27 protein-coding genes, 1 tRNA gene and 1 pseudogene are annotated in these 22,752 nt (G+C 35.5%); 24 read left to right on the plus strand and 5 right to left on the minus strand.

The features are described from left to right. Positions 1-661 precede the first annotated feature (661 nt). The 3 genes from R4Z10_RS01695 to R4Z10_RS01705 form a co-directional block, all read right to left on the minus strand. Positions 662-895 (minus strand): hypothetical protein, encoded by a 234-nt coding sequence (locus tag R4Z10_RS01695; protein ID WP_338471509.1) that lies wholly within the window; start codon positions 893-895, stop codon positions 662-664. A gap of 100 nt (positions 896-995) precedes the next feature. Beyond that, on the minus strand, positions 996-1,904 hold the full coding sequence (locus R4Z10_RS01700; RefSeq protein ID WP_338471510.1) for a glycine betaine ABC transporter substrate-binding protein: 909 nt from the start codon (positions 1,902-1,904) through the stop codon (positions 996-998). Positions 1,905-2,497: 593 nt separating this feature from the next. After that, positions 2,498-2,689 carry a hypothetical protein gene (locus R4Z10_RS01705; RefSeq protein WP_338471511.1) on the minus strand — a complete coding sequence of 64 codons (192 nt, stop codon included), beginning with the start codon at positions 2,687-2,689 and terminating at the stop codon, positions 2,498-2,500. A gap of 363 nt (positions 2,690-3,052) precedes the next feature. On the opposite strand from R4Z10_RS01705, the gene R4Z10_RS01710 reads away from it, so the two are divergent. The 5 genes from R4Z10_RS01710 (at position 3,053) to R4Z10_RS01730 (ending at position 4,938) form a co-directional block, all read left to right on the plus strand. Then, positions 3,053-3,313 carry a hypothetical protein gene (locus R4Z10_RS01710; protein ID WP_338471512.1) on the plus strand — a complete coding sequence of 87 codons (261 nt, stop codon included), beginning with the start codon at positions 3,053-3,055 and terminating at the stop codon, positions 3,311-3,313. Then, on the plus strand, positions 3,314-3,445 hold the full coding sequence (locus R4Z10_RS01715) for a hypothetical protein (RefSeq protein WP_338471513.1): 132 nt from the start codon (positions 3,314-3,316) through the stop codon (positions 3,443-3,445). It abuts the gene before it with no gap. Positions 3,446-3,723: 278 nt separating this feature from the next. Then, positions 3,724-3,948, plus strand: coding sequence for a hypothetical protein (locus R4Z10_RS01720; protein WP_338471514.1), 225 nt, complete (start codon positions 3,724-3,726; stop codon positions 3,946-3,948). A gap of 429 nt (positions 3,949-4,377) precedes the next feature. Next, positions 4,378-4,545 (plus strand): hypothetical protein, encoded by a 168-nt coding sequence (locus tag R4Z10_RS01725; RefSeq protein WP_338471515.1) that lies wholly within the window; start codon positions 4,378-4,380, stop codon positions 4,543-4,545. Between the two features lie 192 nt (positions 4,546-4,737). Then, complete coding sequence (locus tag R4Z10_RS01730) at positions 4,738-4,938, plus strand: hypothetical protein (RefSeq protein ID WP_338471516.1); 201 nt, start codon at positions 4,738-4,740, stop codon at positions 4,936-4,938. A 1,007-nt stretch (positions 4,939-5,945) separates the two neighbouring features. On the opposite strand, the gene gloB is transcribed toward R4Z10_RS01730, so the two are convergent. After that, positions 5,946-6,647, minus strand: a complete 702-nt coding sequence (gene gloB / locus R4Z10_RS01735; protein ID WP_338471517.1) for a hydroxyacylglutathione hydrolase — start codon at positions 6,645-6,647, stop codon at positions 5,946-5,948. A 343-nt stretch (positions 6,648-6,990) separates the two neighbouring features. Beyond that, positions 6,991-8,397 carry a permease gene (locus tag R4Z10_RS01740; protein ID WP_338471518.1) on the minus strand — a complete coding sequence of 469 codons (1,407 nt, stop codon included), beginning with the start codon at positions 8,395-8,397 and terminating at the stop codon, positions 6,991-6,993. 1,047 nt (positions 8,398-9,444) lie between these two features. Here R4Z10_RS01740 and R4Z10_RS01745 point away from each other — a divergent pair. From R4Z10_RS01745 to R4Z10_RS01835, 19 genes and pseudogenes are all read left to right on the plus strand, one after another. Then, on the plus strand, positions 9,445-10,152 hold the full coding sequence (locus tag R4Z10_RS01745) for a hypothetical protein (RefSeq protein ID WP_338471519.1): 708 nt from the start codon (positions 9,445-9,447) through the stop codon (positions 10,150-10,152). 1,637 nt (positions 10,153-11,789) lie between these two features. Further along, positions 11,790-11,863 (plus strand) — tRNA-Cys (locus R4Z10_RS01750). Between the two features lie 133 nt (positions 11,864-11,996). Further along, entirely contained in the window at positions 11,997-13,346 is a 1,350-nt protein-coding gene (gcvPA, locus tag R4Z10_RS01755; protein WP_338471520.1) for an aminomethyl-transferring glycine dehydrogenase subunit GcvPA, read from the plus strand. Further along, positions 13,339-14,799 (plus strand): aminomethyl-transferring glycine dehydrogenase subunit GcvPB, encoded by a 1,461-nt coding sequence (gene gcvPB / locus R4Z10_RS01760; protein WP_338471521.1) that lies wholly within the window; start codon positions 13,339-13,341, stop codon positions 14,797-14,799. The genes gcvPA and gcvPB overlap by 8 nt, the downstream gene beginning before the upstream one ends. Before the next feature lie 511 nt (positions 14,800-15,310). Further along, on the plus strand, positions 15,311-15,616 hold the full coding sequence (locus R4Z10_RS01765) for a YrhK family protein (RefSeq protein WP_338471522.1): 306 nt from the start codon (positions 15,311-15,313) through the stop codon (positions 15,614-15,616). A gap of 77 nt (positions 15,617-15,693) precedes the next feature. Then, entirely contained in the window at positions 15,694-15,885 is a 192-nt protein-coding gene (locus R4Z10_RS01770; RefSeq protein ID WP_338471523.1) for a hypothetical protein, read from the plus strand. A 607-nt stretch (positions 15,886-16,492) separates the two neighbouring features. Beyond that, positions 16,493-16,745 (plus strand): annotated as a pseudogene (gene gvpJ, locus R4Z10_RS01775) (gas vesicle protein GvpJ). Positions 16,746-16,780: 35 nt separating this feature from the next. Continuing rightward, on the plus strand, positions 16,781-17,332 hold the full coding sequence (locus R4Z10_RS01780) for a YtxH domain-containing protein (protein ID WP_338471524.1): 552 nt from the start codon (positions 16,781-16,783) through the stop codon (positions 17,330-17,332). A 36-nt stretch (positions 17,333-17,368) separates the two neighbouring features. Then, entirely contained in the window at positions 17,369-17,836 is a 468-nt protein-coding gene (gene gvpQ / locus R4Z10_RS01785) for a gas vesicle protein GvpQ (protein ID WP_338471525.1), read from the plus strand. A 27-nt stretch (positions 17,837-17,863) separates the two neighbouring features. Further along, on the plus strand, positions 17,864-18,124 hold the full coding sequence (gene gvpJ / locus R4Z10_RS01790; protein WP_338471526.1) for a gas vesicle protein GvpJ: 261 nt from the start codon (positions 17,864-17,866) through the stop codon (positions 18,122-18,124). A gap of 71 nt (positions 18,125-18,195) precedes the next feature. After that, positions 18,196-18,462, plus strand: coding sequence for a gas vesicle protein GvpO (gvpO, locus tag R4Z10_RS01795; RefSeq protein WP_338471527.1), 267 nt, complete (start codon positions 18,196-18,198; stop codon positions 18,460-18,462). A gap of 24 nt (positions 18,463-18,486) precedes the next feature. Continuing rightward, on the plus strand, positions 18,487-19,398 hold the full coding sequence (gene gvpN / locus R4Z10_RS01800; protein ID WP_338471528.1) for a gas vesicle protein GvpN: 912 nt from the start codon (positions 18,487-18,489) through the stop codon (positions 19,396-19,398). A 19-nt stretch (positions 19,399-19,417) separates the two neighbouring features. Then, positions 19,418-20,185, plus strand: a complete 768-nt coding sequence (locus tag R4Z10_RS01805) for a GvpL/GvpF family gas vesicle protein (RefSeq protein ID WP_338471529.1) — start codon at positions 19,418-19,420, stop codon at positions 20,183-20,185. After that, complete coding sequence (locus R4Z10_RS01810; protein ID WP_338471530.1) at positions 20,182-20,436, plus strand: gas vesicle protein GvpG; 255 nt, start codon at positions 20,182-20,184, stop codon at positions 20,434-20,436. The genes R4Z10_RS01805 and R4Z10_RS01810 overlap by 4 nt, the downstream gene beginning before the upstream one ends. A 13-nt stretch (positions 20,437-20,449) precedes the next feature. Next, positions 20,450-21,256 (plus strand): GvpL/GvpF family gas vesicle protein, encoded by an 807-nt coding sequence (locus tag R4Z10_RS01815; RefSeq protein ID WP_338471531.1) that lies wholly within the window; start codon positions 20,450-20,452, stop codon positions 21,254-21,256. A gap of 15 nt (positions 21,257-21,271) precedes the next feature. Then, a complete protein-coding gene (locus tag R4Z10_RS01820; RefSeq protein ID WP_338471532.1) occupies positions 21,272-21,550 on the plus strand; it encodes a gas vesicle protein in 279 nt (92 codons plus the stop codon). After that, a complete protein-coding gene (locus R4Z10_RS01825; RefSeq protein ID WP_338471533.1) occupies positions 21,516-21,800 on the plus strand; it encodes a gas vesicle protein K in 285 nt (94 codons plus the stop codon). Before R4Z10_RS01820 ends, R4Z10_RS01825 begins: the two co-directional genes overlap by 35 nt. 24 nt (positions 21,801-21,824) lie before the next feature. Beyond that, the gene (locus tag R4Z10_RS01830; protein WP_338471534.1) at positions 21,825-22,151 is read left to right on the plus strand and encodes a gas vesicle protein; all 327 of its coding nucleotides are present in this window, start codon (positions 21,825-21,827) and stop codon (positions 22,149-22,151) included. 15 nt (positions 22,152-22,166) lie between these two features. Next, on the plus strand, positions 22,167-22,652 hold the full coding sequence (locus R4Z10_RS01835) for a YtxH domain-containing protein (RefSeq protein ID WP_338471535.1): 486 nt from the start codon (positions 22,167-22,169) through the stop codon (positions 22,650-22,652). Positions 22,653-22,752: the final 100 nt, after the last annotated feature.

Here is a 22,752-nt window from a genome sequence, read left to right on the forward strand (position 1 = left end):
GTTATATTTTAATGTTGACACGCTAAATAAATGTATGTTGAATTTAACACTTATTAGATGTTTATTTGGTCAAATCAGGATTTCTGTAAAAGTACTATAGATAAGGGTTTGTTCAAACTGCTTTATCTAATAATTACTCATATTATTTAAATACATAAAAGAACGTAATTTACTTGATATTTTGTGATGAAGCATAGCTTCATGGATGCTAAGGTACGAGGCTTCAATAAAGAAGAGTCACTTTTCTTAATCAACAATCGGGCCAGATTGTTGAGGAGGTAGTTTAGCATTAATAGTGGTGAACCATATCATAAGTAAATGAGGCTTTTTGGTTGGCTAGGAAGGATAAAAAAATACCCTCTAAATCCTTTTTCATTCATTATACGAATCTAGAGGGTTTGCTTCTTTTGTTCTGTGTAGTCAATGTGGCCAGGAAGAGAAATCCCAAAGATGTACTTAAAAACTAGCACATAATAAATGTTTACATTTACATCTATATTTCAATTCTATTAAAACCTACGGAAGTGATACTTCCTATAGTGCAATATTAGGTTATTTATCTGGAGTGAAGGACTCCATTAATAAAGGACAAAGGGTTGAGAAACTTATCCCTTTGTCCTTTATTTAAGATGAAGTAGTTACATGTTAAAATTATAAAGGCTTATCCACCATCAACTGGCAATAGTTGTCCTGTAATAAACTTAGAAGCATCACTTACTTGAAATACCATAACGGGACCAAGGTCTTCGTCTGGAACTCCATAATTACCTCCAAGTAGAATTTCTTTTTGATGTTCTTTATCCATTTCTTCTAAATGTTCAAATGTTAGACGAGAATGATCATCTCTGGTCCAGATTGTTAATCCGCTTGGAAAAGTAAAAACAAACCCACTCATAGCAAGATTTTGGTACACAAAAAACGCTAAAGATAGATTGAGGGTTTGGTAGGTAAATAACCCTTGGAGTTTGAATCATCTCAATTGTATTTATGGGTGGTTACTCTTTTGGTTCTAAATCTTCAATAGAATCAATATTCATATATTCAGGAACAACAAAACCATTTTGCAGACCATCCAAGTTTGGACCTAAGTCAACAAATTCACCTTCGTAACGATCATATAAATGTCCTTGTGTTATTGGTAATGCTGGAGCAACTGTTGCATCAACATTGCCACCGGCAATAGCTTCAAATAAAATTGCTGGATCGACTTCTGTTACTGTAACATCATAGCCATAATCGGTTAATACTTGTTCAATAACAGCTGCAGATGCTTGCTCTGCTGCCCAAGGCATTGAAGCAATTTCGATTTCTTTGCCGTCTACTTCTTCGATATTTTCAGTCCACTCATCGACTTTATCCTGATTATCTTCTATCCAGTTGGAAGCAGCAGTTTCAACATCAGAATCTTCCGCTTCATACATTATTTGTTCCACATCATCTAACTCCCAGTTAAATGCATCAAGTAGTTTATAAGCGTTCGGCATGTCTTCTTCTAAGCCTAAACGTGTAATTGTATGGGCAGATTCAACCTCTCCCATAGTAACCTCTGGGTCATCTAATATTTTCAAGTCGTATTGGATAAATTTATAGTGTGGTATCCAACCGGTAACAATAATTGGCTCTTCATTATTTATCGCATCAGCCAATTGTGCGAGCATTCCTACTGTTGAACTTTCTTCAAGCTCCCAGCCATCAAGATTATCGTAAGTCTCAAGCGTATTATATGCTGCTTCTGTAACGCCTGCACCAGGCTCAATACCTGTGATTGTGTAGTTTACTTCTTCACTATAATTAATGTCTCCTTCAGTCTCTGCTGAATTTTCTTCTATTGAACCATCATCACATGCAGCGAGAAGAACAATTAAGGATATCCCCACTGCTAACAATGATTTTAATGAGTTCACGAATAATCACAACACCTTTCTAAAGTTCTTCATTTGGTACTAAATTTTCAATAAGATCGAAGCCCATCTATACTTGGAAGAACATATATCATGCACCATAGTCACCTTCATTCTTCTCAGAGCCATTGGTATTGGTAACCAAGCTTATAATGATATGAGCAGCAAGACATTCAAAAATGACTGCTGAATCGAATTAAGTCAATTCAAAATCCGTCAATATCTGCATTAGTTTAATTTACATCTACTCAGAACCAGGCGAACCTGATTCCTTAATTTCATCTCTACCATCTAGCGAGTATCGTAAGTGCTAAGATTCCCTATTGTATAGAATATCTTTAATGATTTTAAAAATTATAGTACCATCTCCAAAATACTCTATTACTCTATTAAGTGAAAATTATTTATTCACTTACTACTTAGGCTAGCACAAAGTATAAATATAAGCAAAGTACCATCATATGGAGTCAGGTGTGAAGAGTAAATTTATGTTCTACATTGTTTCATATCAAAATTCACTTATCCACAAAAGTAAAGAAATACCATATGTACTTTCTATTATCTAAGAGTATACAAGTCCAATTTTAAATAATTAACTATAAAGTGATAATGCCCCAATATTTTCCGTTGATTCGGAATCGTTCAAAGCTACGCTTTTTAAGAAGTTCCTTAATCATATAAGTACGAATTTCTCCTAATTTTTCTGGATGTAAGCGAGATAAGAAGTTGTTGATGGTGTCGTAATGAGGTAATTCTTCCAACTTCACATCTCCATAGAAAAGGTTCATACCCTATAACAAGTGAGCCACAATAATAATAAAAGTTAAGTCTTTGGTTTCAAGAGGCTTCTAAAGTCTCTTACTATAAACTTTGCGCTCCTGTAGGGTTTGATAGAGTCGAAGTAAATCGAGAAATCACCTCATTGTTTTCGGGTGTAATAATTCTACGCTATATTAATTGACAAAATATTACGATACCATATACATTTATTTATTAATTAATAAATAAAGTATTAAAGGATGATAGTATTGGTGGTACATAAAGATAAAAGGGAACTAATTATTGAAAATGCTTTAGTGGTTTTCGTAGAGAAGGGATATTATAAAGCAACGACTGCGATGTGGCGAAGGCTGCAGGAGTGACACAGCCATATGTGTTTCATTTTTTTTGAAAACAACGAGGAATTATTTAAGACAGTCATTGATCGTGCGTTTAGCTGTATTTATGACACAATTTCGGAAGTTAAAGCACCTGCTGATCAATTAATCCAAAAGATGGGCAGTGGGTTTAATCAAATCATACAAGCTCATCGTGATGAGGCGTTGATGGTCATGCAGGCTCATGCTATATCAGGTTTTGGCATTCGAGAACGTGTTCGCAATTTGTTTCTTAAAAGTTTTGAATCCTTATAGTTGAAATTTGAAAGAGCAGGAATACCTAATGCAAAAGAGACAGTATCTCATTTTATTTGCACAGGTTTTCTTATTACGGTTGCAGAGGTATTGGATTTGCCTCAATTAACTCATGGAAAAGGGATGGAGTGAGGAGGTTCTAAAAAGGGAGTAGTTACTGCTGACTATACAGTTTTTTCGAATAAAATATCCTTTTGAACGTCCGTTGCTCATAATAGGGATTCGCTATGCGTTTATATCTTTCTAGCAGCTAATATTGCTGGAATATGGATGATTTTGCTCCAAGACCGATTTACAGGAGATGTGGGAAATCTAATCGTACTACATGGAATAGGCTTTCATGCATTACAAACATTAATCTTTTCAGGATGGCTTTTGGAAAAAGTTCAATTAAATGAACATATAAAAAATTGCTAATCCATTATGGTAGTATCTCTTGGACGCTATCGATTATACTAATAGGTTTCCAAACTGCATTAGATCGAACTGTACTTGAACTAACCACACTACCTATTATTTCCAGTATTTTGTTGCCCGTTTGGCTTGGTACAGCGATTGTTGCATCTGTTCTTTTTATAAAAGGTTGGAGAACAAATGCCTTGAAAACAAATTATATTTCCTCTAATCAGGGATAAATTTAAAATAGAGTTATTAAGATGTTGATTTTTTTCCTAAACCTCATTTAGATTTGTTACGGTTAACCATATCATAAATTAATGTCAAGGATATTTAGTACCAAGGTTTAATATTCGTTATTCAGCAATCGGGCGAAATTCTGCAACAAGAAGTGCGCTCTTCTTAATGAATCGGGCCAGATTGTTGAATTAACAAGAATAAGACAAGGGAGTGAAATAAGTGAGGAAATTATTTTTAATAATGTTTTTAGTTCTAGCAACCTTATCAGCGTGTACGCAGCAAAAATTAAGTTTTGGCGAGGTGGATAAGGTTCCGAAAAAAGTAACTGAAGTAAAGTAATAGATCCTGATGCTCAACTTCAAGTGATTAACAGAAGCGGCAAAATATATTATATTGTTTTTCATTCTCAAGAACAAGTTGAAGCCAGTTTGGAAACGGTGGATACGATAGCACTTGTTAAGTTAGATGAAATGGATTCAAAAGATGATGAAGTAAGGCAATATATATATTCTTTAACAACTGATCAGTATCATGACACAATAGATATTAAGGTTAATGGTGAATCCAAGTCTTATCCAGTGACTATTATAGACTAACGGGCGCAATTCTTGAAAAAGAATTGTGCCCTCTTTAGCTATAGGGCCATTATCTTGAATAAACTTTTAAAAGACTGGATTAGTTATGATACGGTAAATCTGAAAACTATGAATGTTTTTTAATTATAATTGAAGGAAAAGACCGAACTTTCTTGAAGAAATTAGAAGAAAAGGTTTGAAAAGGTGAAAATAATGATTGATAAAATTAATGCACTACCTGAAAAGATCGGATTTGGAATTGGTTTAACATTAATATTAGGTGTTCCATTATTGTTATTTTTCTTCTCTTTTGGTATTTGGACTACGATGATAGTTGAAGGTATTGTTTTCTTTGTAGCTACTCTATTGATACTAAGTGCGGCTGATAAAAGACATCGTGATAAGAAAAAGTAACGATTTTATACATTTGCGATTATTTCATTATAGGGCGCTTTTCTTCAGTTAACCTTTGAAACGATCTTCCGTAATCAGGCGCATTCTTGCAACAAAGTTGCAATCTTTTAACAGAAGAGGTGATTGAATAGTCTTACGTAATTTGAAATAATCATTTTTAAGTGAAAAGGCTATTCATCTAGTAATGATCTGAAAATGAATATTGTATAAGCATCTGACAAACGACAGATGCTTATTTTATTGTTAAAATGTCTCACCTTTATAATATATTTGATAAATTTGCGAATTTATTGTTACCTTTTTACTTTCGATCCGTTTTATTAGTGAAGGAGGAGCAGATGAAGGGAAAATCTTGATGACATTTATAAAATCTATTTTCATGAAATCTATCGCTTTCTCCTTTCTCTTTGTCATGACCACCATCTGGCTGAGGATCTAGTCCAAACCCGATAAATCAGGCTTTTAGTAAATCATTTTATTCCCAGTTTCTTCATATTTAATATATAAATAAAAGAACGTAAATAATACGGTTTATTGCCTTCCAATTAAGGAAAAAGGGTAAGGCAAATTGCCCTCCAAAGATCATAAAAATGCTCATAGTTTTGCTCATAGAATTTATTTGTTCAGTTTTAAAATATTTTAAACGGAGGATAGAAAGCCTGTAAAATCAATGATTCTATAATTCTATTTTCTTCTATTTAATAACTTGATGAATGGGCGGAATGATGTAAATCATCCCCAATAAACGCTGATATGATATATTCAACGTTTGGTGAGGCTTCTGTGGGGGGGGGAGTAGTAAAACCCCACAGAAGCCTCACATTCATTATAATGACAGGCTCCTCTAGTAAGAGGGGTTTGAATTCTTTTATTATTTCGCAAAATCGAAGAGCTCTCTCCTAAGTTAAATAAACTTAGGAGAGAGCTCTTTTTGTTATTTATCATTCAGCAAAAAGCAACCCAGTAATTGTTTTGAACTCCTTTTCTACACTCCGACTCGAATTCCCTTAGAAATCATCACGGGCGTTGCGTAATTTGATAAAGTCCTCCAATGTTTCCGCTTGTAGAAAGAGGTTAATTTCCCTCTCCCTTCCGATCGTTGTCGGGAGTGTTATCTGTTCTTTTGCACGCAATTCCCGGACTTCTTTCAATGCTTTGGAAATTTTTTTATTATCAGGCAGCGTATCGTATGCAAAACGTAAATTAGTTTCGGTATACTCGTGACCAGGGTATACATTTATATCATCATCCAAGCGCTTAAATTTCTGCAAGGATTCATATTGAGCTGCGTAATCGCTGGTAAAAACCCGACCGCATCCTGCTGAAAACAAGGCGTCTCCACAAAAGAGAGCATCTCCCATTAAAAAACTGATATGGCCATGCGTATGACCTCCCGTTTCAAAGACTTGAAAAGTTTGGCCCAACAAGTTAAAGGAGTCCCCTTCCGCTACAATACGATTTGCCAAGGCCTCCGTTTCTTTTGGTCCATAAACAGGGCTTTCCGGATGTCTCGCTACAATCTCCTGTACCCCGCCGGTATGATCTTCATGCTTATGCGTTAAAAGAATGGCGGCCAAACGAAGCTGCTTTTCCTCGAGAAAATCAAGGACACCTTTCGCTTCTCCTGGATCAACTACAACTGCCTCTGTTTCATCTTGAATGCACCATATGTAATTATCAGAAAAGGCTTTGATTGGATGAATAATCACCTTACGATTCCCCCTCTTTTCGTAATCTGATTTGCGGCTTGGAGACTATTTTTCCCCCCTTCCGCTGACACTGACAAATTTTAGTTTACCTCACTATCATAACATGGAGATTATTAATAAACATAAAAGAGATCAATCTCCACTGTCGAGTGAATGCTTATATTTTGTCAACATGAAGTTTTAGCTTTTCATGAGTCGAGTAAACTTGTAGGAAGCTTCTTTTTTCATCTAAAGTTAAATTTAAGACCACCCTACCATAATGGTGGATGGTCTGTTTAAAAATAACGAAATATCAGAACGATTTCTGAAAGGAATGTATGCATTAGTAACAAGAGTGCTTTTCTTACCTTATATAATCCTCTTTCGGAATATCGTTAGCTTCTTCTATAACGTAGTATCTTCCTTTTGTATAGACAGCTATAATGAGTGTGATTATTGCAGCTAATATCGAAGCAAAAAAAGCAGCAGTGCTTCGTAAAAATTCTCCCATAAACCCTAATGCCGCTATGGTTCCTAGGCCACTAGCAATGATTAATGATCCGACACCTACAGGATTCCATTTATGCAAGTATGATTGTCTAGCTTCGTAATAGCCTGGACCAATTTTTAGGATTTTTTTAATAAGAACAGCATCTGTTACAAGAATTGCAGCCCAGGTTAAGAGGAAAACACCTTGGAAGGTCATCGCTAATTCCAAGTGATTTACAATACCACCAAGCATTAAGAAAATTGCTGAAACACCTGTTACAACTACCCAAACGCGTCGTCCTGGTGTGAAATTAAAAATATTTTCAAAGAACGAAGCTAGAGATAAAGAACCACTATAAATATTTGTAACATTAATTCTAATTTGAGTTAGCATCGTAAATAATGCTCCCCACACACCAAGTAGAAGTACAATGTAGACACCTGGGTTTGGCTCTCCTTGACGAATACCAAACCAAATCCCAAGTCCTCCCATGACGCCAAAACAAAATATTTGAGGAATAAATCCAATAGCAAAGATGCCAATTTTCGTATCCTTTGGTTTCAAAAAGCGGGCATAATCAGTGGCTAGAAGTGGAGTTAGTCCCATAATTCCATGCTGCATTCCGATACAAAATAACAATGCTGTTCCGCCCACCTGAACTCCATCCGGCAGATAAGTCCAGAAGTTACCTTCGTATACGGAGGGGGTGATTAAATTCATTATTATAGCAGCTATTAAAAATATAAAAAATATGGGTAATGACCATTTCTGTAATTTATCTAATTGCTTAATTCCAAACCAATTGAGAGGAATTACGATGGATCCAAAAAAGACGATTAGCACCCATTCTGGAATAATAGGTAAAAAATGGTGTACTGCTGCTACAAGAATCATTCCTTCTAATGCACAATACATAATAAAATTAGTCGCATAAATAAATGAGGTTAAAGATGCTCCGATATAACCAAATCCACCACCTCTTGAAAGTAGATTGACGCTCATACCGGATTTAGCTGAAAGATAAGCAATGTATGTGCTTAGGATACCAGCAACAAGAATAGCATAAACAGCAGAGATAATTGCATTTAATGCTCCGTATTTTAGTGCCATAACACTGCCCATTTGAAAGTAAAAAATAGCCGTAGCGATACCAAAAGTAATATTTGTAATACTAAGCCATCCCATAATCCTTTTGTCGCGAGGAACTCTATCTAAGGAGTAGTCCTCACCATTGTTGGAATCTGTATTGTCTTTAGTTGTATGGGTAGTATCCAACTTCATCTCCCTTTCTGTAAAGTATACGTTAGTCAAATAACATACAAAGTATTACTAATCTGTCATGACAATGAGGTACAAGTCATCGAGATCAGGGTTTTAGAAGAGTAAAAAAATGGCATAGTCTGCCGAAGCGTTTGTTATCTTGGATCACAAAAAGCACCTAAAATTCCTTATGAAGAAAAGAATTATTAGAAGGGGATTCTTATTACCTTGAAAAAAATAAAATACAATTACTAGCAAAAAGAAGGTACTGTATAGTAATTATTTTTAAGGATTAAAAAGGTTGATGCTAACCTCTTTTTATACTCACCTATTTTAAGAAATCTAATCAAGTTATTTCACTAAGCTAATAAATAATAAATTATTATATATTGCAACATACTCCATTAAAAATGATAAATTTTTAAGTAAAGGATGTCTCACCTTAGATTTAATACAAATTTCCAAATATCGTAATACTTACTCCTATGGTTAAGGAATTACATAACCGCATCTAACGGGCGGTATGATGTAATCTGATTGAAACTGGTAAGCTGTTGCTCTCTTTTTTTTATGTATTGGTTTTGTATCGCTGGGCGATATAAACTTGTAAATTTATCAAAAAACCTTCACATTTAATAGAAAAGGAAGTATTATAGCTAGATAATATACAATCAAATGGAAAAGCTTTCTTTTTAAGGAAGTGGCTGAAGAAGATTGCAAAACCCCACTGTTAGAGAGTATGGGCAAACCTTATAGCGTTAGGCGATATGGATAAGCCCCCAGATGAAACAGTTAAAGACATAGTGTTACAAAAGGTTTGAGGGATCGAATAAAACATAGATAGTGCTACCCGATATATATGACAAATTTATTAAAAGAGTTCTAAACGTTTTAGCAGATAAACTAGTAGCACATAAAATGGTTAACTAATAGATGGTGTTAAAGCTAAAAATAACAGCTTCCCGGGTCTAGCAAGATTATTATGTTATAAATGTTTTGTATCGCTTGGCGATATAACTTACGAATACATCAAAAACCTTTATTTTTTAATAGAAAGGGAGATTCAATATGAGGAACGATATACAATCAATTGAACGAGCTTTCTCTACCAAGGAAGTGGCAGAAGAAGTAGGGATTGCAACACCTACTGTCCGAAAGTATAGCCAAATCTTGGAGCGAAATGGATATGAATTTTTAAAAGATGGAGATAGGCGTATCTTTGTTCAATCCGATATCGAAGCACTTATAGCGTTACGCGATACGGACAAGCCCCTAAGCGATACAGCTATAGACTTAGTGTTTCAACAAAAGGAAAGATTAGAAGAAACAAATGAAACAAAGGTAGCTATACCCGATACATATGACCATTTACCCCACGATTCCAATCAGTTAAAAGAGTTCTTAAAGTTTTTAGCTAATGAGCTTGCAACTACACGTGAAATGAATATTCAACTAACAAGCGATATGTCACAGCTTAAAACAACGGTTTCCCGGCTTCAGCAAGATCATCATGTTATAAGTTCTAGTATTGGAAATTCAGCGCAAAAAACTCACAATAAAATTGAAAGTTTAACTGAACAACAAAAGAAACAATACGAATTATTGCTACAACAAGCAAAACAAAAAAATGAATTCTTACAAAAAGAAATTCAAAATTTGCGGGACGAACAGAAAGAAGAATGGCGTTCACAAAATGATTTTAATAAACGTTTAGAAGAAGCAGTACAAAAACCTAAAGTAAAATGGATGGGTATTTTCTCAATGTTTCGTAAATAACAGTTCCGTATTACATAGGACGATTTACCAAAGGAAAATAGGGGTCTTAATTTAAATTCATTTAAGATTTGTTCATGCGATATGTACCTAAACAAAACAAACAACTTTTAGTAAGCAAAAAGGCATGTTTGTTAAAATGAGAACTAGAGAATTATCCGGGCGAATAAGCATACTCTACAAGGAAGTGGAATAAGACGGCGATTACAAAGACCACTGTTCGAAGGTATGTTCAAAACTCAGAACGAATGAATAGTGTTATAACATTGAATTCGCAGTCACGGTTAAGTAAGTGTTCAACTGATAAAGGTATATGTCACTACTTAAAAAACGGTTTCTCGGCTCACGTAAGATCATTGTCCTTAGTAGTTCTTCAAGAAAGGGCTCGTTCTCGTTTGTGTCGTATCGCTAGGCGATATATCTTGCAGGCAAATCCCGAGAATCTTCTTTAATGGAAAAGGGGTCCAAAGCCCAACATGAAATACATTGAATGAACAAGCATTCTCTTACTAGGAAGCGGGGAAGCAACACCCATGACGAAACGATGGATAAAACTTTAGAGTAAAATTGATATTAGGTTTAAAAGATGCTTATACGCGTATTTATGTATAATCTGATACCAAACGCTTATAGCGTTACGCGATACGGACAGAACTCTAGAAGATAGAGCTAAAGATCTTCTGTAACCAATAATAGAAGGATTAGAAGGAACCAAAGAAGCAAAGATACGGTATCCGATATAGATGACTATTTAAACCTATGGGCAACAAATCTTCTTTTTTTTCGGCTATTCGAATACACCACTTTTTAAATTTTTACTAATTCCCGGGAAATATCTACAAATTCTGAGTGGGTATCGACAAAAAATGAGAAATCTAGAAAAAGATAAGGACAAGAGCTACTCAATCACATTAAAAATACTCAAAAATTTTCCCATAGTTTTTTTTATCTTCCGTTTTGAATTATTTTTGTAATAGATAAATGGGCGGCATGATGTAATAAAGCGCTCTACCCCTTAATACGTAAGGGTAGTAAGTAAGATGAGGGTGAAGTGTCCACGTTTCACACATTTCTTGAGGATATTAAAAGAGGCAACCTATAGGTTGCCTCTTTTAATATGTTGGATAATGTAAAGATAAATATTATTTCGATTTATCATTTAGTTTAAAAAGGCCCTGAAATTACGTTAGCTTCTGTTATTGAAACGACAGAAGCGTTCTACCTTTCTCGTGTCACTGAACGAAAGCAATAAAGTAGAATTCTAATATTATTGTGATATACTTTAAGTATTCGATTAATTCCGGAGTATTTACTATTTAAAAATACTTAATAGTAATAATATATTAAGATTGCACGCATTCGCTTCATTTTCCAATTTCCTTAAATTGACAGGGTTATTTTTTATAAATTGATACTTTTAATACGATAAATAACCCTTTATAATATTCAATAGATTGAAAAATTATTATAGCTAGTAAAAGTATATAAGGATATGGAAGAATGAAAAATAATAATTAAAACTATTCTAAAAATAGGTTGATTATCCTGTGGTAAGGAATTAACCAAATGATAAGGAAAAGGATTTATGAAAAGGGTTACGCATATCCAACAAATATTTCTAAGTTCTAATTAATAATGATGGCGCCATAGCCAAGTGGTAAGGCAAAGCTCTGCAAAAGCTTAATCCCTAGTTCGACTCTAGGTGGCGCCTCCATATCAGGTTAGCATCTGTAGTTCCCAAGTTTGCGTTTTAGGTACAGAGTTACAAATACATTTACGATAACGAAGGTTAAATCCGGTTATCGTAAAAACACCATTTATTAGAGATAAATAGGGAGGACATCGTAATGGAATTTCGTTATTTACCAATGACTGAAACCGATAAAAAAGAAATGTTAGATAAAATCGGTGTGTCATCCACAGAAGAACTATTTTCTGATATTCCGAAAGAAGTTAGACTGGACAGGGAATTAAACATTAAAAAACCAGTCAGTGAATATGAGTTGAAAAAAGAACTAACAGAAATGGCAAACAAAAATGCGAATTTAACAGAATATCGTTCATTTTTAGGCGCTGGTGTTTATGATCATTACATTCCATCAGTCGTTGATCATGTTATTTCTAGACAAGAATTCTATACCGCTTACACACCTTATCAGCCGGAACTTACACAAGGTGAACTACAAGCAATGTTTGAATTCCAGACAATGATTTCTGAATTAACTGCAATGCCTGTTGTTAACTCTTCCTTATATGATGGGGGAACAGCTGTAGTTGAAGCTGTAAACTTAAGTGTAGGTCAGACAAAACGCAAAAAAGTTCTTGTTTCAGCTGCTTTGCATCCTGAGTATCGCCAGTTAGTACAAACGGCTGCAAACGGGAAGAAACTTGAAATTGTAGAGATCAATCACAAGGATGGTTTAACTGATTTAGAACAATTAGAAAAAGAGCTTGATGAAAATACCGCTGCTGTTCTAGTTCAATACCCTAACTTCTTCGGTCAAATTGAGCCGTTAGAAAAAATTAATAAGCTGATCAAACAGCAAGAGAAAACAATGTTCGTTGTTTCCAGTAATCCACTTTCACTAGGTTATTTAACACCTCCAGGTGAATTTGGTGCGGATATTGTTGTCGGAGATACACAAGTATTTGGTATTCCGGCACAATTTGGTGGACCACATTGTGGTTACTTTGCAACAACTCAAAAATTAATGCGTAAAGTACCAGGACGTTTTGTTGGTGAAACGGTAGACCAAGATGGCAAGCGTGGTTTCGTGTTAGTATTACAAACGAGAGAGCAGCATATTAAGCGTGAGAAAGCAACATCAAACATCACATCAAACCAGGCATTGAACGCTTTGGCAAGTTCAGCTGCAATGAGTGCTCTTGGTAAGAACGGTGTTAAAGAAATGGCAAAATTAAATATGCAAAAGGCTAGATATACAAAGCAAAAGTTAGAAGAAGCTAACTTACCAGCTGTATTTAACGGGCCAATTTTCAATGAATTTGTAATTAAACTTTCTAAACCGGTGTCTGTTGTAAATGATCATTTATTTGAAAAAGGATTTGTTGGCGGGTTTGATCTTGGCAAGGTATATCCAGAATTAGAAAACCACATGCTGATTGCTACAACTGAAATCCGCTCAAAAGAAGAAATCGATGCTTTCGTAAAAGAAATGGGGGATATCAATGGCTAAAGAAAACTTTCAACTAATTTTTGAACGCAGTAAAGAAGGCAGACAGGCATATAATTTGCCGGCGCTTGATGTTCCAGAAGTTAATTTGGAAGAAGAACTTGAGAGTGCTTATGTTCGTAAGGTTGATGCAGAGCTTCCTCAAGTCGATGAATTGGAATTAATGCGTCATTATGTAGGGCTATCCAACCGGAACTTCGGTATACTTTCTGGTACTTATCCGCTAGGGTCTTGTACGATGAAATATAATCCAGTGATTAACGAAGATGTTGTTAGACATCCTGGATTTAGTCATATCCATCCATATCAAGATCCAAAAACTGTTCAAGGTGCCCTTGAATTAATGTATGATTTGCAAGTACATCTTCAAGAAATCACAGGAATGCATGAAATCACTTTACAGCCAGCTGCTGGTTCACAAGGTGAGTGGACTGCATTGATGATGATTAAAGCCTTCCACGAAGCAAACGGCGATCATCATCGTAATGAGGTAATTGTACCTGACTCATCACACGGTACAAACCCGGCTTCTGCAGCGGTTGCAGGATTTAAGGTTGTTGAAGTAAAGTCAAATAAAAAAGGATTAGTTGACGTTGAGGACTTAAAGCGTGTAGTAAATGAAAACACTGCAGCTCTTATGTTAACAAACCCGAACACTCTAGGTTTATTTGAGACTGAAATTCTTGAAATGTCAGAGATTATTCATAATGCGGGCGGAAAAATGTACTATGACGGTGCAAACTTAAACGCTATTATGGGTTATACTCGTCCAGGAGATATGGGATTTGATGCCGTTCACTTGAATTTGCATAAAACGTTTACTGGCCCACACGGTGGTGGCGGTCCAGGTTCAGGTCCAATTGGAGTTTCAGAAGATCTTGCTCCGTTCTTGCCTAAACCGGTTGTTCGTGAAAATGATGGTGTGTATGAACTTGACTACGATCTACCACAATCGATTGGTATGGTGAAAAACTTCTACGGAAACTTTGGAATTAACGTGCGTGCGTATACGTACATCCGCACATTGGGTCCAGAAGGATTGAAGAAGGTTAGTGAATATGCTGTCCTTAATGCAAACTACATGATGCGCAGTCTTGAAAAAGAATTTGATCTTCCGTTTACACAACACTGTAAACATGAGTTTGTCCTATCAGGTAATAGACAGAAGAAACAAGGTGTGACTACATCGAACATGGCCAAACGTCTAATGGACTTTGGAGTTCATCCGCCGACTGTTTACTTCCCATTAATTGTGGAAGAGGCAATTATGATTGAGCCTACTGAAACAGAATCAAAAGAAAGATTAGATCATTTCATCGATGCAATGCTGCAAATTGCTGATGAGGTGAAGAGCAATCCAGAAATCGTTAAAGAAGCTCCACATAACACAGTTGTAAGACATTTAGACGAAGCAACAGCATCTCGTAAGCCAGTTCTTCGCTATCAAAAACAATAATAATAAAGAAGACTTTTGCTGAAATTTAGCAAAGGTCTTCTTTTTTTTTTTTTTTGACCTTTTAAAGCTATCTTGGATCCGATAAAGAATTCCTTTTATAGGGTAATAATATATCATAGAAGGATTCTTACTCCTTTTAGTATGCAATTCTAATTAGTTAAACCCTAAATTAAGGAAACTAGGAGGTATAAATGTGTTGAAAAACAAATTAAAAAAATTAATCAGTGATCCAAAATTACAAAAAGCAGTAAAAGACAAGGTAATTCCATTTGTAAAAAAAGAAATCCAAAAGAGAAAAATAAATAAATCGTAAAAGGTCAATGCAACACAAGTTGATTGGAACCTTGACCTGAGGAGCTAATACGATCAGGGAATACGTAGATTGTAGAGGTTGTATATTAAGTTAACTTTCTACCCCTAATTTTAATTCCGCTTAGAACTTAAGTAATGATTAAAATCTAGAAAAGGAGGGAAATACAATAGGAATAAGTATTTTTAGTGGAGTGTTTAAATGTTTGGACGAATTAAGAAAGAAGAGGATGAGAATGGCGTAGTTTTAAAGATTGAGCATAAGAAATTTAACATTTTCATTTTACGATACTCCTATATTATCACGTTAATAGCTGATATAATTTTAGGTTGTTTCTTTATTACAGGAAGTATTCTCAATTTGTTAGGTTCGGATCCTTTTTACTCGAATATGTCTTATTTAATCGGAAGTTTAGCTATGACAGTTCGACCAATTATTAGAGTTTATAAGCATATTCAAGTAAAGAAAAAGGACGATGGAGAAGATAATAATAGAAACATTTCATAGGAATTTAGTTACGAGTAAATGTTTAATACCTTTTAGAAAAAGGTATATACTACAAAAATATATCTGAGGTGAATAATATGTGTAATAACAACAATAAGTCACCAATAGAGAAAAAAGAAAAAGCTACTGACAAAATTGAAGGTCAGGAGTTTGTTGATGAAATCCCGTTAGAAGATTTGAAAATAGAGATGGAAGATGAAAAGAATAAGTCTAAGACCAAGGATGATTCACAAAGTGAACGAAAGTATAAGGGTAATGTTGATGAATAATTAGAACAGTAAGATCGATATAAAGAATATGAGAGAGAGGTTTCTCAGAAGTTCATTGAACTTTAGAGAGACCTCTTTTTTTGCTTAGTTTCTAGAAAATCAAGTTTGTTAGTCCGCCGATAAGTCACTTATTCAAATTTAAGATATTGGGGTTCTGCGACATTTATCAAATAGGTGTCTGTATCTAATTCTAGATGCTATTGAAGGAATGTTTTAGTGTTATAGGTAATTCACTCTTACATTCTATATATTAGTAAAATTTTAAAAGCCAAACAATTTACATAGATAAAAGGATCTAAAGGAGAAAATTTAAAAATTCTCCATCGGCAAAAAAATCCTCGAAAGAACATGGATATCCATGTTCTTATTTCTTTTTAAAATAAGTAATGAAAATTTAATAATTGTATAAAAAGCTCTTTAAACCTTTGAGGTAATTACTATTTCAATATTATTAATTGTTAAGTGCTGTAATATTTCAAGAAATTTATATGACTGGAAAAAAATCCCTCGTTTAATGAGAAATTTGTGAGGCTATATACAAGTTGACCTATAAACAAAAATAGGCCAAGGAACCTCGCATGATACTAAAATCGGGAGGATATCAGTCATGGGCATACACAAAAGCATCGATAGTTCTAGTCTAGCAGAGGTGGTTGATAGAATTCTGGACAAAGGAATTGTTATTGACGTTTTTGTAAGAGCCTCACTTGCAGGGATAGAAATCCTTACTGTTGAGGCTCGGGGTAGTGATAGCGAGTGTGGATACGTGGCTACGATATGCAGAGGCAGTTGGATTATTAAGTGACAAAGGTCAGGAAGAAAGGAACTACCATTCTCAACTTCCACAATTAAGTTTCTAGAGCAAAAGTAAATGGAGGAAAGGGGTTAATAAACAATGGTTACTCAGGAGGCAAATGAAAATATTCCCGTAAACGAACATGAGAATAAGGAAGAAATAAAACAACAAGAAAATACGGATCAAGAAAATATAGATCAAGAAAATAAAAATCAAATAGAAAACAATCAGGAAACGGAAGAAAAGAAGACTGAAACCAATTATTCTATGAATCTAGTGTTACTAGGCGGCATAGTTGGAGCAGGAGTTGGCTATCTCACCAATCCTGAAATAGGCAGGAAGGTCTTAAAGCAGTTAGGTGAGTCTGAATTCGCTAAAGTTGCGGGCAATGAATTCAAGAGAACGGCTCAGGATCTCTTAGCTGACCAGGCACAAAATAGCCTTAAACAATTAACGGTTGGTTATCTCAATAAATTGGATGAAGGCTTGTTTTCTTCATCAAAAGAGAAAGGTGCAAACGAGGAGACGAGCCTTTCGGGTGAAGAAGACCAGACATCAAGGTATGAGGAAATTAAGGAGGAAAACAAAAATTTGAATGATCGTCTACAAAGAATTGAAAAAATGTTAAATGACCTGGTGGAATCGAAATAATGCCCAGCCCTTCTATAACTCTAAGGGGGTGATGGGGTGGATAAACATGTAAAAAAAGCAGCCGGTAAGGTGGCAAAAACTGTAATTAAACATACCCCAGAACCAATAAAAGAAAAAGTGAAGGATGCCGCAGCAGAAAAAATAAAGGAGAACGTAGAAGGCCATATCCAAAATAAAGGGAAAGAATTCACGGATAAGTTGGAGCAGGGCAGAAAGAATTTTGCCGATAAAGCCCATGAAAAAGCAGGGGAGGCAAAACAAATAGCCCAAGATGCTTTACTCTCGGCCCGGGAAAAGGTAGGGAAGGTTGTTGAGGCGGGAGAAAGCTTTCAAAGGAAGGTTTCTTCCGGGGATGAAGATAAGAGCGAACTGAAAGTAAAGGGTGTCAGAAATATTAAAGGCACCAGCAATATAAAAACATCCAGAGATATTAAAAGTGCAACTAAGATCAAGAGCGCAGAGAATATGAAATCCTCAACTGAAATTAAGACCATGGGTTCTTAAAGAAACGTATGAAAGGAGAATGCAAGAATGGCACTTCAAAAAAGCACCGATAGCTCCAGTTTGGCTGAGGTTATCGACCGAATTTTAGATAAAGGAATTGTTATAGACGCATTTGTAAGGGTCTCTGTTGTAGGAATTGAAATTTTGACAGTGGAGGCAAGAGTAGTTATTGCAAGTGTGGATACATGGTTACGTTATGCGGAGGCAGTTGGGTTGCTTCGGGATGATGTAGAAGAAAATGGGCTTCCCGAACAGCCGAATGAAAGAAATGCACACTTTAGTATCTAAGAGTGAAGATAGGCATAGCCGGGGTTAAGGAAACCCTGGCATGCCTATTTAGCAAGTGGGGGTCATAGTCTATGGAAATAAAAAAAATAATTGGTAATGTTACGGAGTTTTTCAGTGAATTTGTCGCACCTGTTCATAAAATTACGGCTGTAGAAGAAAGTGATAACAATGGCTGGAAGCTGACAGTAGAAGTTATTGAGGAAAAAGAATATATGAAAAAGTATGCAAAAGATGAGCTTCTAGGTATCTATGATGTCTATTTAAATGAGGAAAAGGAAGTTACTGCATATAACAGACGAAATATCCGTTACAGAAGTTCAATTAATCAACAAGCATAGGAAGTGGGAGTAGGAGGAAAAAGAGTGACAGTTTTAAGGCAAAAGGTGAATAAAACTGCAAGGGCTATTGTACAGGATGCAAAGACAGAAGACTTACTTTCCCGTTCATTACAATACTTGAAAGCAGGATATCCTGTTCATTTTACAGGTCCCTCCGGAGCAGGTAAAACCTCCTTGGCACTCGCTTTGGCAAAAAGAAGGAAAAAACCGGTCATGCTTATTCATGGGAATCATGAATTAAACAATAAAGATTTAATCGGAGACTTTACTGGATATACGAGTAAAAAAATTGTTGATAATTATGTTCGCTCAGTTTACAAGAGAGACGAAAGTGTGACAGAAACATGGAGAGACGGACGTTTGCTTGAGGCAGTAAAGAATGGTTATACACTCGTTTATGATGAATTTACTCGATCAAAGCCAACCACAAATAATATCTTTTTATCTATTTTAGAGGAGGGCATTCTTCCTTTATATGGGACAAAGTTAACGGAACCGTTTGTCCGTGTTCATCCCGACTTTGCTGTCATTTTTACGAGCAACCCTGATGAATACGCAGGTGTCTATCAAACCCAAGATGCATTGCTTGACCGGCTAATTACTATTTATATCGATTATAAAGACAGTGACCGTGAGGCAGCTATTCTTTCGGAAAAAATAAATATTGATCATAAAAAAGCTAAAGCCATTACAACACTGGTTGCAGAATTGCGAAAGTCATGTAAAGAGGATAGCGGGCCAAGTCTTCGTGCCTCATTAATGATTGCTAAATTGGCTACGCAGGAAGGAATTCCAATTGACGGATCCGATTTACATTTTCAACGTTTATGTATGGATATATTAGGTCACCAGGTAAGTCGGTGCATCGAATCGGGTGAACAAATAAACGCAGCAGAAAAGTTGATCATACAGGCATGTGAAAATATGAAGCAATAGAATAGAGGAGGTTTTTACAATGAGTGAAGAGACAATGGGAATTTATATCTTTTGCGGAATTCAAATAGAAGGAAATGAGGAGTTTGGGGAGGTTGAAGTCGAAGGGGAAAGAAGAGAGCTGTTTACTATCCGGTATAAAGATGCAGCGATGGTTGCAGCGGAGGCTCCCTTGAAAATCTATCATCCGAATCGGGATAATTTAATGATGCATCAAGGAGCGCTTTCTTTGGTAATGGAGAGGAATCAGACGGTTATACCAGTTAGCTTCGGAAATGTATTTCATTCAAAAGAGGATGTTGAAGTGCTTCTTGAAAATTTATACCCACAATTTGAAAAGCTGTTCCCTGCAATAAAAGGAAAGGTTGAAGTTGGTTTAAAAGTGATTGGAAAAAAAGAGTGGTTAGAATCACAGGTTAACAATAATTCACAAATAGAGAAGATGGCAAAAGCCGTTCAGGGAAAATCGGAATCGGCAAGCTACTACGAGAGAATTCAGCTTGGCGGGGCAGCTCAAAAAATCATCTCCTTTTTGCAAAGCGAAATGAAGGAGGAAGTGTTCAATCCGTTAGGAAACTTAGCTGAGGCTTCGAAAGCCAATGATCCCATTGCGGAAAAAATGCTCTTAAATGCATCCTTTCTTGTGGATAGGGAAAAAGAAGCCCAGTTTGACCAAATGGTTAATGAAATGTATGAAAAATGGAAGGATAAGGTCGATTTTAACTACAGCGGTCCTTGGCCTGCGTATAATTTTGTCAATATCCGATTAAAAGTAGAGGATGCTGAATGATTCATAAATTTGTCTCTGCACCGATTAACCTTATCATAAAAATCGGAGAAAAAGTGAAAGAAGAGGCAGACAAAGAGTTTTACGATCTACCTACCATTCAGCAAAAGTTGATTCAGCTTCAAATGATGTTTGAGCTTGGGGACATTCCTGAAGACGTTTATAAAGCGAAAGAAGGAGAGTTGATTATTCGTTATGAAACAGCAAAGCGCCTGGAAATGGAACAATGGGAGCAGCTGACAGAAAGGAAATGAGAGGAGAAAGAAAATGGGTAATCTGATTTATTTGTATGGATTAATTCCCACAAAGGAAGCGGAGGAGCGATCACTTCCAAATCTAAAGGGTTTTGATGCCACAAGAGACATTCACAAAATTCATTTAGGAAAGGTAACAGCGATTGTATGTACTGTAGATGAAGATGAATACTCTGAAGATACCCTGAAAGAGCGGATTAATAATGATATGGAGTGGCTTCAGGAAAAAGCATTTCATCATCATGAAACAGTATTGACGCTATCTAGAATGTTTACGATTGTCCCGCTGAAATTTTGCACGCTATATAAAAGCCCTGATCGTTTATCGGAAGTGGTCCATTCAAATGAAGATAAATTAATCAGTGCGTTTGCTTTAATCAAAGGGAATGAAGAGTGGAATTTGAAAATTTACTGTGATGACAAGTTGTTAAAGAAACAAGTGAGTCAAAGCAATCCAACAATCGAAGCAAAAAGATTGGAAATCAGCCAATTATCCAAGGGGAAACAATTTTTTGAAAAGAAAAAGCTGGATAAATTGATTGATTCAGAAATAGAAAAAGAAAAAAACAAAATAAGTGAAAGGATCCATTCCCATTTAAAAGGGTTAGCGCTTAAAGGAGATGTTAAAAAAACTTGGAGTAATGAAGCGACTGGTAAAAAGGAAGATATGACCTGGAATAGTGTCTATCTCATTTCCGAAACGAAAGTGGAACCTTTTCTAGAAGAAGTTCAGCGCTATGAGCGTGATATGCAGGAAAAAGGGTGGAAGTTTGAAGTGAGTGGTCCATGGCCTGCCTACCATTTTACTAGCTTTTCATAAGTGAGGACTTAGAATATGCCAACAATAAGAGAAACAATGGAAAACAAGGATATCGCATTAATTGATATTTTGGATGTCATTCTTGATAAGGGTGTGGCACTTAAGGCAGATTTAGTGATTTCAATAGCAGGTGTTGACCTAGTTTATTTGGATTTAAGAATATTAATTGCTTCAGTTGAATCCCTGGTTCAAACTCAAGCGAAAGGCCGTAAAACCATATCTTCAGAAGAATTTGATATAGAGAGGGAGGCATTGATTGATGCAACCGGCCAACCAAACAAATGGAAAAATTAATTTGGATCCCGATAATGCAGAACATGGATTAGCACAGTTAGTCCTCACTGTCATTGAACTTCTCAGGCAAATTGTTGAAAGACATGCCATTAGACGAGTTGAAGGCGGAAATCTAACAGATGAGCAAATAGAAAACTTAGGTGAAGCATTAATGAATCTGGAAGAAAAAATGGAAGAGTTAAAAGAAATTTTTGGCCTTGATGATGAAGATTTGAATATTGACCTCGGCCCTTTAGGAAGCTTAATGTAATCCAAACACAAGGAGGACTTGAAGATGGTCGAGCATTCAATGCAGTCAAGCACGATTGTAGACGTGCTTGAAAAAATACTGGATAAAGGCGTCGTTATTGCTGGAGATATCTCTGTAGGAATTGCGGATGTGGAATTGTTAACCATTAAAATACGTCTAATTGTCGCATCTATTGATAAGGCAAAGGAAATCGGAATGGATTGGTGGGAAACAGACCCTTATTTAACATCAAAAGCCACAGACCATACGGCAAAAGCGCTTGAAGAAGAAAACAGAAGGCTGCATGAAAGACTTGAAACTTTAGAGAAGAGTATTTCACAAAATGTTATACATTCTGGAGACTTTGAATAATAGGGGATAAGACCAATGGAAAAAGCAGAACAAACAAAGAATATAAAAAATAAAAATAGCATGGACAACAGTGCGGTTAAACGTTTAATAGGAGGGGCATTGATAGGCGCCTCAGTTGGATATATAGCTACTCCCGAGAATGGGAAAAAAATTGTGGAAAGTATCAATCGAGATAAATTATTAAGCACGAGGAATGGAATAAGTCAGGCCGTTAAAGAAAAATCAAAGAATGTTATGGACTCTATTAAAAAATCTGCTGGAAAGATATCTGATAAAAAAGAAGATGTGTCAATTGAAGGTTATTCAAATGAACAAGACTCGAAAGAAGAGACTGAAACAAGCATAAAATTTAATACTGTGAATGACATAGAAGAAGACAATAAAGGGATAACCAACAATGAAAATGGAACGTTAAATGATCGTTTCAATCGCTTAGAAGAGATGCTAAGTAAACTAATTGAAGATGAAGCAAATGAAAAAACAAACATGAATAATAAATAATGACCTTTATTATTGTTTCTTTCTGAAGGTAAAAAGACAGGTTGAGTAATAAAAAAAGAGAGAAACTTTATTAAAGGATAGTAGAAATAAATACTAATAA

Source organism: Niallia sp. XMNu-256 (assembly GCF_036670015.1).
GTDB lineage: Bacteria > Bacillota > Bacilli > Bacillales > Cytobacillaceae > Bacillus_BD.